This is a genomic window from Azospirillum sp. B4 (assembly GCF_000333275.1).
Taxonomy (GTDB): Bacteria; Pseudomonadota; Alphaproteobacteria; order Azospirillales; family Azospirillaceae; genus Nitrospirillum.
The window spans coordinates 1-12,417 of record NZ_BACU01000438.1 but is presented as its reverse complement, the minus strand read 5'-3'; the positions used below and the strand labels follow the sequence as shown (position 1 = coordinate 12,417).

The window sequence follows — 12,417 nt, the reverse complement described above, 5'->3', positions numbered from 1 at the left end:
GGCGTTTCCAGCCGGTGACCATGGGCCGCACCAGGTTCTCCCGCTTGACCACCAGGTAGAACAGGACCGCCGCGACATGGACGGCCACCACCACCTGGATCAGGCTGAAGTTGGCATGGTGCAGGCGCCGCGCCAGTTTGGACAACGCCCCGCTGACCCTGTGGGCCAGCGGCCCCTCCTCCATCCCATCATCGTCGACGGCGAAAAGACCGGTGCCCACCTGGGCCAGCAACACCAGCAGCAGGACCACGACGGCCCAGCCGCCCAGCGGATTGTGTCCCCGTTCCAGAGGCAGCGGGCCAGGCGTGGCCACGTGCCGCACATGGCGCAGCACCGCCCCCGGCCCTTTCAGGAAACGGGCGAAGCGCGCCTGGTCGCTGCCCAGCAGGCCCCAGAACAGGCGGAACAACAATAGGCCCAACGCGGCGTAACCCAGCTTGAAATGCAGGGCCAGGTCGTCGTGGGTGGCCGTCCACCACAGGCCGGCCAGGTCGGCCACCAGCAGCCAATGGAACAGCCGGATGGGCAGGTCCCAGATGGGGATCCCACCCCCGGCCCGCGGGGAACGTGCCATGCCCGGCTTACTTCTTCTGCCGGTAGGTTTCGTGGCACTGCTTGCAGGTGCCACCCACCGCCTGCACCGCTTGGCCGATGGCCGCCTTGTCAGCCGTGGTCGGCAGGTCCAGGATCTTGTCCAGCGCTTGGGCCAGGTCGGTGAAGCCCTGGCGGAACTTCGCGTTCTCCTGCCAGATCACGGGCAGGGCCTCGCTCTCGCCCACCCCGACGGCGGTGCCTGCGGTGAACTGGTCGGGCAGGCCCTTGTTCACGGCGGCCATGGCGGCGGCGGCGGCGGCCACGTCCTGGGCCGTGCCTTTGTCGTCCTTCAGGAAGCCCATGAAAACCTTCATGCCGCCGCCCAGCTTCTTCATGTCCTGCTGGCGGGCCTTGACCACCTCCGCCGGATCCAGGGCGGCGTGGGCGGCGGTGCCGCCCAACAGCGCGCCGGCCAGGGCCAGCCCGGCGGCCACCCGGATCATACCGCCGAGGCGGCCACGGTGCGGGACTTCACGAAAAGCATGCGGCATTCTTCTCTCCTGCCCTGGTTGTAACCACTTATCCCTTTGGCCTTGTCCGCCATCCGTCCGGGGCGACTATCGCCATCCGCCGCGTCATGCGGACGGCCGGATGGCTTGCGGTCGGCCCGCAAGGATGGTGTAACGGGCCGTCACCCGTCCGGCAAGCCCCGCCAAGCTCAAGCCATTGGCGGCAAAGCCCCCTCCGGACGGCGGCATCCCGGGCTTAGGGGCGTGGTTCACGGGCCGCGCCCCGCCGCCCGTTCCATGAAGGATGAAAGGAATGTCCAAGGTGCGTAGCGTCTGTGTCTATTGCGGGTCTTCGGGCCAGGTGTCCGCGGAATTCAAGAAGGCCGCCCATGACCTGGGCACCCAGATCGGCCAGGCCGGCCTGCGGCTGGTCTATGGCGGCGGCCGGGTGGGCCTGATGGGCATCACCGCCGACGCCGCGCTGGCGGCCGGCGGCGAGGTCGTGGGCATCATTCCCGACCACATCCAGTCGCGCGAAGTGGACCACAGCGGCCTGACCGAGTTGCACGTGGTGGACAGCATGCACACCCGCAAGCGCATGATGGTGGAACGGTCGGATGCCTTCGTCGTCATGCCCGGCGGCCTGGGCACCCTGGACGAGGCGTTCGAGATCATCACCTGGCGCCAACTTCAGCTGCACGACAAGCCGGTGGTCATCGCCAACATCGGCGGCTACTGGAACCCCCTGCGCGACCTGCTGACCCACATTCGCGCCACCGGCTTCGGCCGGGGGGAGATCGAGAGCTACTTCACCTTCGTCGACACGGTGGACGCCATCCTGCCCGCCCTGCGGCGGGCGCCGGATTCCGTGCGCGTAACCGCGGTGGAGCGGCTGTAAGCCGTTTCAAGACGGGCCGGCACGGAGGGCACCGTTGCGGGGGCCGCACTACCGCCCCCCGCCCCGCTTGCTTGATCAACCGGCCCGAATGGGCTCTTATACCGCCCGTCCGATAAAAGGGGTCGTTTCTTACCCTGGGAACGGTCTTGGCATATCGAGGCGCGCAGGGTGCGGCGCCGGCACGTCATAAAAATTACCTATACGCAGAAGGCATTGAGAATGCAGAAGATCAAGGTTGCCAATCCCGTCGTCGAGCTTGATGGCGATGAGATGACCCGCATCATTTGGCAGTTCATCAAAGACAAGCTGATCCTGCCGTACCTGGATATCGACCTGAAGTACTTCGACCTGGGCATCGAGCATCGCGACGCCACCAACGACCAGGTGACCGTGGACGCGGCCGAGGCCATCAAGAAGTACGGCGTGGGCGTCAAGTGCGCCACCATCACCCCGGACGAGGCCCGCGTGGCCGAGTTCAGCCTGAAGAAGATGTGGAAGTCGCCCAACGGCACCATCCGCAACATCCTGGGCGGCACCGTCTTCCGCGAACCCATCATCTGCACCAACGTGCCGCGCCTGGTGCCGGGCTGGACCAAGCCCATCGTCATCGGCCGCCACGCCTTCGGCGACCAGTACCGCGCCACCGACTTCAAGGTGCCCGGCGCCGGCAAGCTGACCATGACCTTCACGCCGGATGACGGTGGCGAGGCCATCACCTACGACGTGTTCCAGTTCCCCGAGGCCGGCGTGGCCATGGGCATGTACAACCTGGACGAATCGATCGCCGGCTTCGCCCGCGCCTGCTTCAACTACGGCCTGCAGCGCGGCTATCCGGTGTACCTGTCCACGAAGAACACCATCCTCAAGGCCTATGACGGCCGCTTCAAGGACATCTTCCAGGAAATCTTCGACGCCGAGTTCGCCGACCGCTTCAAGGCCAAGGGCATCGTCTACGAGCACCGCCTGATCGACGACATGGTCGCCTCCGCCCTGAAATGGGACGGCGCCTTCGTCTGGGCCTGCAAGAACTACGACGGCGACGTGCAGTCCGACACGGTGGCCCAGGGCTTCGGTTCGCTGGGCCTGATGACCTCCGTCCTGCTGACCCCTGACGGCAAGACCGTGGAGGCCGAGGCCGCCCACGGCACGGTGACCCGCCACTACCGGGAGCACCAGAAGGGCCGCCCCACCTCCACCAACCCCATCGCCTCCATCTTCGCCTGGACGCAGGGCCTGTCCTACCGCGGCCAGTTCGACGGCACGCCGGATGTCACGAACTTCGCCAAGACGCTGGAGAAGGTGTGCGTGGAGACGGTCGAGTCCGGCTTCATGACCAAGGACCTGGCCATCCTGATCGGCCCGGACCAGCCCTGGCTGACCACCCAGGACTTCCTGGCCAAGCTGGATGAGAACCTGCGCAAGGCCATGGGCTACGACGCCTGAGGCAAGCGGGCCCTTTCCTGAAAGGCCAAACGCCGGGCGGTTCACCACCGCCCGGCGTTTTCCTTTTACCCACGGCAGGGCTTTGTCACGCCTCGTGGTGGTGCGTCAGGACAGGTCGCGGATCGACCCAAGACCTGCCTTTACGCCGCAGCAAAATCCTAGACAGAACTCAGCTGCCACTTAGCTGCATACCAATGACGCCGTTCTGAGCGTCATATAGGTACTGATAGCCCGACAGGGGACGGATGCCGGTGTTGATCCTCACCATATCCCCCACGGTGTTCGACGGCGGCGGCATGAGGATCACCGATGTCGGAGCCGGATCCACCGATGTCCCGCCTGTCTTGAATGTGTAACTGCGGACGGCGGCGCCAGCCAACTCCACTCCTGCCCCGGTTCCAGGCACTAGAATATTGATGGTGATACCGCTGTTAAAGGTTGCTTTGCCGGTGGCATCAGGCGTACCAGTGAAGCTATCGGGGATGGTCCCAGCCGGCGCCCCCACCAGCATGCCATCAATGCCCGTATCCAGCTCGAACGCCGCCGCAAGGCTAACCGTTGACGTGCCATTTGTGAAAGTTCCAACCACAGTGGGCATCGCCCACGTAGCGTTGACGGGATTGGGTGTGAGCTTGGCCCCGGAATATGTCAGGCCGGGCAGAGGCACAGCAGCAACAGGCTGCAGATTGACCACATTGAATCCATCGTCAGAGGTATGCATCTGGCCGATCGTGCAGGTTAAGCCGCTCGAATTCCCGTCAAGCACATAAGCTGGGGCGAGCGGGGTCGCGGGATTCCCGCCAGTTCCGGGGATCGAGGCGTTGAGTAGAACATTATAGTTAATGTTCTCGCTCTTCGCGGAAACCCCCATCATGCCGCCTCCGAAATCGGTCGACGTTTTACCGGTCGTGCCATCCGTATAGCTGTCCACGACCAGGACCATGCACTGGCTGGTCGCAGCCGCGGAGTAGGTCGTCGAATGATTGGCGGTCTTCGCGGTGTACAAAGTCACAGGCAAGAGATACCAGGAGCCCTTAAGCAAGTTCCCGCTAGGTTCGTATTGGAATTGGCCAGGCCCATAGCACGGGTAGTCCGTATAATTACCAGCATTCGCCACACCAATGGCCATACCGGAAGAACCGGTATCAATCTGGAAATCATGCTGGGAACCACCGGCAACGCTGGCCATGACGTGGAACCCACCCGTATCGATTCCATAGCTTGGTACACAATTCAGGGTTACAGTCTCTTGGGTCATTTTCTGTCCTTTCTGCGATTATGGATATTGATTATTATGTGGATAGTGAATGTCCCACCGGCCACCCGACGACCTATGCATCCCGTGTGCCACATGATTAATTTAATATTTTCAATTGGTTATGCGTTTCCGGACAGCCAGGCGCTTAGCGTCGGACATGTCCGACGCGTCTGACACGGCACGGCCATCGGATCGCCAGATCGATCTGCGCCTCACGCACCAGACGCCGGTCATGCACGATGCCAAGCAGCCTGCCCGCCAGCATCAGCCGGACCTCAACCTCGGGCGCAAGCCCGGACACCCCGTGTGCGCGCTGTAGAGGTCGTCAACCCCTCCTTCAAGCCAGCCAATACTCTGCTTTTTCAACAGCCCCGGCACGAGATATAGACTCGTGCCGCTGTAGGACGCGATAGCGGGTGCCGGAGCTTTCCGGGGAGCGCAGGACTTGGAAAGCGAGGACTGGATGGCCGCGCCCGGCGACTGAGGAGCGACCGGTCACGATCAAATGCCGCTGGTATCATCCCAGACAACGCCGGCGCCTGGCGCCCAAAGCAAAACCCCCGCCGTCGCCGGCGGGGGTTCGCTTATTCATCGCGTGGGTGAGATGTGGCCTCAGGCCATGACCAGCTTGCGCTCGTCGTCCCGCTTCTTGGCGGGCTGATAGGCCATCTGGGCGTGTTCGCGGCAATAGGGCATGCCGGGCAGGGACGGGCAGCCGCAGAAATGGAAATCGGCGTGCTTGGGATCACCCACCGGCCATTTGCACATGCGCTCGTTCAGCGACAGGATGGTGGCGCCCCGCGTGGGCTTCTTCTTGATGGGCGACGGCCGACCGGACAGGCCCAGCCGGTGCGCCTTGCCGATCACCGCGTTGCGGGTCACATTGCCCAGCAGGTCGGCGATCTCACTGGCGCTCATGCCCTGGCCCCAAAGCTGCCGCAGGCGCTCGATCCGCTCGTCAGTCCAACTAACAGACGCTTTTTCTTCTTCCATCGAAGCCCTCGCTCATCAGCCGCCATTTGACCGGCGGGCGCAAAATTCTGCCGTCACCGCCGAGCGCCCCGCTCCAGCAGTCGATACCGGGAAAGTCCCACGAACAAGATTTGGTATCGAGATGCGATGGAGACTACCAAACTTGCCAAAGCCTGAACAGGTGATTCCGACTCGTTTTTTGACCGCGGATACAGAATCCAAACCCGGAAACCGCACGCAGCCTAGGGAAACCAACTTTCCTCTCCTTAGTGGGTATACCCCCGGAACAGCCACTATTCCTGGGGCATCCACTCTGGCTCACCCCCTATTAAAGGGAGGTTAAGGTGGTGGACCGTTCACCTGGAAAGGCGACGGGCATGGGCGACCCCATGCCCGTTCCCATCCTGGAACCTTACTGGCCGGCGGCGGCGGAGAAGCCGTTCGCGCCGTCGAAGGTGTAGAGGTTGGAGCTCTGGACGAAATCCAGGCCTTCCTTGGCGACGCGGGCCAGCAGCTCGGCCACCTGGCCGTGCTTCAGCTCCTCGGCGCCGTCGGCCATGACCCGGCAGCGCCAATGGTCGGTGCAGAAGGTTTCCGGCGCACCGTCCGGCCACACCTTCTGGCCGCGGTTGGACACCATCACCAGCTTCAGACCGGCGGGGAGCAGCGGCTGGAACAGTGCCGCCATGTCGTCACCGGTGCCGCCCTTGCGCTCCAGGAACACGTCCACGCCCACCAGCTTCTTGGTCTGGGCAGGGGCGCCCTTCAGGGCGATGCCGCTGAAGCTGCTGGCGACACCGGCCGGGTAGCTGGCGGGCACCAGGGTGGCCGGACGCTCGCCCAGGCGATCGATCAGGTTGGCGGCAAAGTCGCGGGTGCCGATGCGGGCCTTGCTGACGCCGCGCTTGAAGATGTCAACGGTGTGGATGCCGTCCTCGATCATCTTCAGCCAGGCGTTATGGATGCGCTCGGCCGCTTCCGACTGGCCGATGTGGACCAGCATCATGACCGAGGCCAGCAGCAGGCCCGACGGGTTGGCGATGCCCTTGCCGGCGATGGTGGGGGCGGAGCCGTGGATGGCCTCGAACATGGCGCACTGGTCACCGATGTTGGAGGAACCGGCCAGCCCGACCGAGCCGGTGATCTGGGCGGCGATGTCGGAGATGATGTCGCCGTAGAGGTTCAGGGTGACGATGACGTCAAAATGCTCCGGCGTGTCGGCCAGGCGGGCGGCGCCGATGTCGACGATCATGCTCTCCGCCTCGATGTCCGGATACTCGGCGGCGATCTCGTCGAAGACCCGATGGAACAGGCCATCGGAGATCTTCATGATGTTGTCCTTCACGAAGGCCGTCACCTTGCGGCGATGGTTGGCCCGCGCGTATTCGAAGGCGTAGCGGATGATCTTTTCCGAGCCGGGGCGGGAGATCAGCTTCACCGCCTGGGTCACGTCCTGCGTCTGGCGGTATTCGATGCCAGCGTACAGGTCCTCCTCGTTCTCGCGCACGATGACCACGTCCATGGACGGGTGCTTGGTGGCGACGAAGGGGGAGTAGGAGACGCAGGGGCGGATGTTGGCGTACAGGCCAAGGGCGCCACGGATGGTCACGTTCAGCGACTTGTAGCCGCCACCCTGGGGGGTGGTGATGGGGGCCTTCAGGAACACCTTGGTCCGGCGCAGGCTTTCCCAGGCGCTGGGCTCCATGCCGTTCATGATGCCACGGCGGTAGACGCTCTCGCCGATCTGGATTTCCTCATACTCAAGGTTGGCGCCGCTGGCGGCCAGCACCTCAAGCGTGGCGTCCATGATCTCGGGGCCGATACCGTCGCCCCGCGCGATCGTGATCTTGGTCGGAGAATTCATTTTCTCTGTCATCCTGGCACTGGCGCCTTTCCCCAACCATCGGGGGACATGGCGCGGTTTGGGGAGGGACCCTCCCCCTGTCGGGCGTCAAAATTTTTGAGCCCGGGCGGACACTATGCCGACCGCCCTTTCCGGGCAACTGTGCTTTGGGCGCCCCTGCCCTTTTGGGCGCGCGGGGCCGGAAACCTTGTCTTGTCAACAAACTGACAGATTGGCGGGGTACCGGATCACCGGTGAATGGGGCCGGCAGATCTCAGTGGCTCAGCTCCCGCATCCCAGCCTCCAGCCCTTGCAGGGTCAGGGGGTACATGCGGCCTTCCATCAGCTGGCGGATGAGGCTGACGCTCTGGGTGTAGGGCCAATGGCCCTCCGCCACCGGGTTCAGCCAGATGGCGCGGCGGTAGACGTCCAACAGCCGGCGCAGCCACACCTGCCCCGCCTCCGGGTTCCAGTGCTCCACGGCGCCGCCGGGGTGGGTGATCTCATAGGGGCTCATGCTGGCGTCGCCCACGAAGATCAGCTTGTAGTCCGCCGGGTAGGTGTGCAGCACGTCGACGGTTGCCATCTGCTCCGTCCGCCGACGGCGGTTGTCCTTCCACACGCCCTCATAGACGCAGTTGTGGAAGTAGAAATACTCCAGGTGCTTGAACTCCCCCTTGGCGGCGGAGAACAGCTCCTCGCACAGGCGGATGTGGTCGTCCATGGAGCCGCCGACGTCCAGGAACAGCAGCACCTTGACGGCGTTGTGACGCTCCGGCCGCAGCTTCAGGTCCAGGTGGCCGGCGTTGGCCGCCGTGGCGCGGATGGTGTCCGGCAGGTCCAGCACCTCCGCCGCCCCGGTGCGGGCGAACTTGCGCAGGCGGCGCAGCGCCACCTTGATGTTGCGGGTGCCCAACTCCACCGTGTCGTCAAGGTTGCGGAACTCACGCTTGTCCCAGACTTTGACGGCGCGGCGGTGGCGGCTGCCTTCCTGCCCGATGCGCACGCCCTCCGGATTGTAGCCATAGGCGCCGAAGGGGGAGGTGCCGGCCGTGCCGATCCATTTCGACCCGCCCTGGTGGCGGCCGTGCTGTTCCTTCAGGCGCTGGGCCAGCGTCTCCATCAGCTTTTCCCAGCCGCCCAGGGCCTGGATCTGCGCCTTCTCCTCCTCGCTCAGGTGCCGCTCGGCCAGCTTGCGCAGCCATTCCTCCGGCAGCTCACGCGCGGCCACGCCGTCACCATCCCCACCGCCAACCGCCCCCTGAAGCCCCTTGAAGACATGGCCGAAGACGACGTCGAACCGGTCCAGGTTGCGCTCATCCTTCACCAGGATGGTGCGGGACAGGTGGTAGAAATCATCCACGCTGTAGCCGGCGACGTGGGCCGCCATGGCCTCCATCAGGGCCAGGTATTCCCGCAGGGTGACGGGGATGCGGGCCTGCCGCAGTTCGAAGAAGAAGGTCGTGAACATGGGCCTTCAGGGGCTGGCCTTGGGGTCTGGAAACGCGTCCGGCACGAAATGTACGCCAGCGCGGATGGCCCAGCCAGGGAAGAAGCGCCAGTCGCGCCCCTCACAGGCGGCGGCGTGGCGCCAGCCCCAGGACGTCCGCGATGTCCACGGTGAATTTCAGCCCGACCACGACAGCGTCCTGGGGGTTGTCCCGGGTGAAGGGATGGCCGGTGACGTCGGGGTTGATGATGTATTGCAGGTTGGGGGAGATGCGGACGCTGGACGTGACCTGCATCCCATAGGCCAGTTCCATCATCACCTCATGCCGGGTGGGCGCCACCGCGCTGCCGACGCTGGCCCGCGCCGCCGCGATGCGGGCCAAGGCCTGGTCGCTGAATTGCTGGTCGGTGATGACGAGGCCCAAGGTATCCTGGTCCCGCCCCTCGAACAGGCCGGTCCGCACCACGCCCAGGGCGTAATAGCGATCCTCCACCGCGCGGCCCGAGACGCTGGCCATCGCCACGCCAAAGACGGACAGGGTGCGCGCGGGGTTGTCGGAGGAGCGCCACACCACCTGGTCAAACCGGCCGGAAACGCCCCAGCGCCCCCTTTGCGTCACGCCGGGCTGACCCGTCAGCACGGACGGGTGGCCCGACGCGTCGTTCAAGGGATCGGGATAGGTCGAGCTGTCGTACCAGCCACCCACCTGGTAATGGCCGGGCTGGCTGGACGCCCGCCCCCCTGGCGTGTAGCCCAATTCGAACGGCACCACCACACCCGTGGCGCCGTCCGTGCTGAAATGCAGGCCATGGCCGCTGGGGGACTGATCCCGGGGATTGGCCTCGTAGACGCCGACGTGGGCATACAAGGCGTCGGTCAGGTCGGCCTTGACCCGCCCCGCCCAGCTGCTGCCGGGCGCCGAGGTATAGTTACTGACGTGATTGACGAAAGCCGGGTTGCCGCAGATGGCGTTGTTCTGGAAGTGGCAATAAAGCGGGTTGTTCAGGAAGGCGGCGTTGGCCACCATCCGGCCCGCCTCCATATCCACGCGCCCGTCGAGCAGTTTCTTTTCCAGGGTCAAGGTCAGCAGGTGCAGGTTCTGCAGGCCGTAGACCTCCTGCACCGAGGTGTTGTTGCCGATGGCGTCGGCGGCGAGATTGCGGCCATGCCGCTGGGTCAGCGCCGCGTGAAGGACGGTACCGTCCAGGCCCAGGATCCGCTCAAGATCGGCATCGACACCGGCATGGACCTGGCCGGCGTAGGCGCTGCCTTGCCGCAGTCCGCCGCTGGGGTTCGCCGCCGCCTCACCCGTGTAGTCCAGGGCCACGGACAAACCGGCGTTGGCGAGGCGATCACTCAGGGCCGGCGCATCCGGGGTTTCGACGGCACCCGCCGTGATGGGCATGAACAGGGCGGCGGCCGTCAGCAGCGACCTGGCGATTGGCGGCATGGGGCGTGTGCGCATGGGAACTCCACCGTCCAGCGGACGTAGCGGGGGCTTGGGCGCACCCGCCAGGGGTGCGCCTTCGCCAGGAGAAGGAAAAAGGCGGAGGTGGTGATGCCGCCTCAGGCGGCGCGGATTTCCCGCAGGAAGGCATCGACCTGTTGCTTCAGCAATTCGCCATTCTTGCTGAGGTCGTTGGCGGCCGAGTGCACCTCGCCGGCGGCACCGCCGGTTTCCTGGGCGGCACCACTGACTTCCGCAATGGTCTGGGAGACGTCGTTGGTGCCCTGGGCCGCCTGCTGAACGTTGCGCGTGATCTCGTTCGTGGTCGCGGCCTGCTCCTCCACCGCCGAGGCGATGGTAGTGGAGGCCTGGTTGACCTGGCTGATGATCTCAGCGATGCCCTGGATGGATTTCGCCGACGTTTCCGTCGCCGCCTGCATGCCCATGATCTGCGACCGGATCTCATCCGTCGCTTGCGCGGTCTGGGTGGCCAGCGACTTGACCTCGGAGGCGACGATGGCGAAGCCCTTGCCGGCATCCCCGGCGCGCGCGGCCTCGATGGTGGCATTCAGCGCCAGCAGGTTGGTGCGGCTGGCGATGTCGTTGATCAGCGTCACCACCTCGCCGATGCGCTGTGCCGACTGCATCAGGCCCTGCACCTCGGCGTTGGTGCGGTCGGCCTGGGTGACGGCGTTGGAGATCATCTGGGTCGAGCGCGACACCTGCGCCGTGATCTCCTGGATGGAGGCGGACAGCTCCTCCGTCGCGGCCGCCACGGTCTGCACGTTCTGCGTCGCCTGCATGGAGGCGGCCGCCACCGTGCCCGCCTGTCGGGCGACATTGTCGGACGAGGAGCTCAGGGTCTGGGCCGTGGCCAGCAATTCCGTCGCCTGCGACGTGACGCCGTTGACGATGCCGCCCACGCGGTTCTCGAAGGCGCTGGCCAGGTCCAGCATCGCCTGGCGGCGTTCCTTCTCCGCCCGCTGCTTGAGCGCCTCCTGCTCCGAGCGCAGGCGGTCCGCCTCGATCATGTTGTCCTTGAACACCCCGACGGCCTGGGCCATGCCACCAATCTCGTCCTGACGGTCACGGGCCGGGATGTCCACGCCGGTGTTGCCGCCGGCCAGGGTCTGCATCGTGATGGTCATGTCCACGATGGGCGTGGCCACGGACCGGGTCAGGCTCCACGCCATGATGACGGCGAGCAGGACCGACAGGCCGCTGCTGACCAGCGCCACGGTTGTCGCCATGCTGAGCGCATCGGCCTGGAGCACGGCGCGCTGCCCCAGCAGGTCGCGCTCCACCTTGTCGATTTCGGCCACCTTGGCGCGTATCCCGTCCATGGACGCCTTGCCGGCGCCGCTGGCTTCCAGCTTGCGGGCCTGCTCCACCGTTTCAGGCTTGCCCATCAGGGCGATTTCCTTTTCGGCCACGTCCCGGCGCCACGTCTGTTCGAAACGGCGGACCTCATCCAGGCGGGCCTGCTGCGCGGGATTGTCCGCCGTCAGGGATTTCACCTCGGCGAAGGCCGCTTCGAACGCCGCCTGGCCCTTATGATAGGGCTCCAGGAATTTGGTGTCGGCACCGACAAGATAGCCACGCAGCCCCGTTTCCCCGTCCACCATGGCCGCCATCGCGTTGCTGAGACGCTCCAGAACCTTGTAGGTGTGGTCTGCCCACCCTGTCGTTTCGCGGATGGTGGACAGCGCCCGGTAGTTGATGCCGGAGGCGATCAGCGTGACGGCGACGATGACGGCGAACGCGGCCGCCAGCTTCCGGCCGACCTTCATGGACGATAAGAGACTCATAGACTAACCCCTTCGAGGTGCGATGTCAGTCGCATCTCTACCTCTTTCGGGTTAATTAAATGATAAGAGACACGATGGATTTGAGTGACTCCAATATACTGAAGCATATATAATACGCATTAAAATTGCATCTTTATGGACACTCATGCATGTCGGCGAAAAAGCGGGGATAAATTCATCTATATATAGATCGTTTATCGGTTAAGAACATTATTACTATAATAGTTCATATATATACTTAGTTACCTATAAATA

At 64.6% G+C, this 12,417-nt stretch carries 10 protein-coding genes and 1 pseudogene; 2 read left to right on the top strand and 9 right to left on the bottom strand.

Annotation, left to right across the window (positions count from 1 at the left end):
• Together I55_RS19190 and I55_RS19185 are read right to left on the bottom strand one after the other, a co-directional pair.
• A partial coding sequence (locus tag I55_RS19190; RefSeq protein ID WP_044562191.1) for a cytochrome b/b6 domain-containing protein occupies nt 1-574 on the bottom strand: 574 nt, incomplete at its 3' end.
• Nucleotides 575-581: 7 nt separating this feature from the next.
• Nucleotides 582-1,085, bottom strand: coding sequence for a cytochrome c (locus tag I55_RS19185; RefSeq protein WP_083901249.1), 504 nt, complete (start codon nt 1,083-1,085; stop codon nt 582-584).
• 271 nt (nt 1,086-1,356) lie between these two features.
• Between I55_RS19185 and I55_RS19180 the strand changes: the two genes are divergently transcribed.
• Both I55_RS19180 and I55_RS19175 read left to right on the top strand, forming a co-directional pair.
• Complete coding sequence (locus tag I55_RS19180; RefSeq protein ID WP_044562190.1) at nt 1,357-1,941, top strand: TIGR00730 family Rossman fold protein; 585 nt, start codon at nt 1,357-1,359, stop codon at nt 1,939-1,941.
• 219 nt (nt 1,942-2,160) lie between these two features.
• Nucleotides 2,161-3,384, top strand: coding sequence for an NADP-dependent isocitrate dehydrogenase (locus tag I55_RS19175; protein ID WP_044562189.1), 1,224 nt, complete (start codon nt 2,161-2,163; stop codon nt 3,382-3,384).
• Nucleotides 3,385-3,553: 169 nt separating this feature from the next.
• On the opposite strand, the gene I55_RS19170 is transcribed toward I55_RS19175, so the two are convergent.
• The 7 genes and pseudogenes from I55_RS19170 to I55_RS19140 form a co-directional block, all read right to left on the bottom strand.
• Complete coding sequence (locus I55_RS19170) at nt 3,554-4,642, bottom strand: hypothetical protein (RefSeq protein WP_148293839.1); 1,089 nt, start codon at nt 4,640-4,642, stop codon at nt 3,554-3,556.
• A gap of 184 nt (nt 4,643-4,826) precedes the next feature.
• Nucleotides 4,827-4,987: pseudogene (locus I55_RS36130) on the bottom strand (IS5/IS1182 family transposase); the annotation flags it as partial.
• A 267-nt stretch (nt 4,988-5,254) separates the two neighbouring features.
• The gene (locus I55_RS19160; protein WP_376739203.1) at nt 5,255-5,560 is read right to left on the bottom strand and encodes a GcrA family cell cycle regulator; all 306 of its coding nucleotides are present in this window, start codon (nt 5,558-5,560) and stop codon (nt 5,255-5,257) included.
• A 466-nt stretch (nt 5,561-6,026) separates the two neighbouring features.
• Nucleotides 6,027-7,478, bottom strand: coding sequence for an NADP-dependent isocitrate dehydrogenase (locus I55_RS19155; protein ID WP_044562185.1), 1,452 nt, complete (start codon nt 7,476-7,478; stop codon nt 6,027-6,029).
• A gap of 253 nt (nt 7,479-7,731) precedes the next feature.
• Complete coding sequence (locus I55_RS19150) at nt 7,732-8,928, bottom strand: VWA domain-containing protein (RefSeq protein WP_044562184.1); 1,197 nt, start codon at nt 8,926-8,928, stop codon at nt 7,732-7,734.
• A gap of 100 nt (nt 8,929-9,028) precedes the next feature.
• Nucleotides 9,029-10,372 (bottom strand): carbohydrate porin, encoded by a 1,344-nt coding sequence (locus I55_RS19145; protein ID WP_083901248.1) that lies wholly within the window; start codon nt 10,370-10,372, stop codon nt 9,029-9,031.
• Nucleotides 10,373-10,473: 101 nt separating this feature from the next.
• Nucleotides 10,474-12,162 (bottom strand): methyl-accepting chemotaxis protein, encoded by a 1,689-nt coding sequence (locus tag I55_RS19140; RefSeq protein WP_044562182.1) that lies wholly within the window; start codon nt 12,160-12,162, stop codon nt 10,474-10,476.
• Between the last annotated feature and the right edge of the window lie 255 nt (nt 12,163-12,417).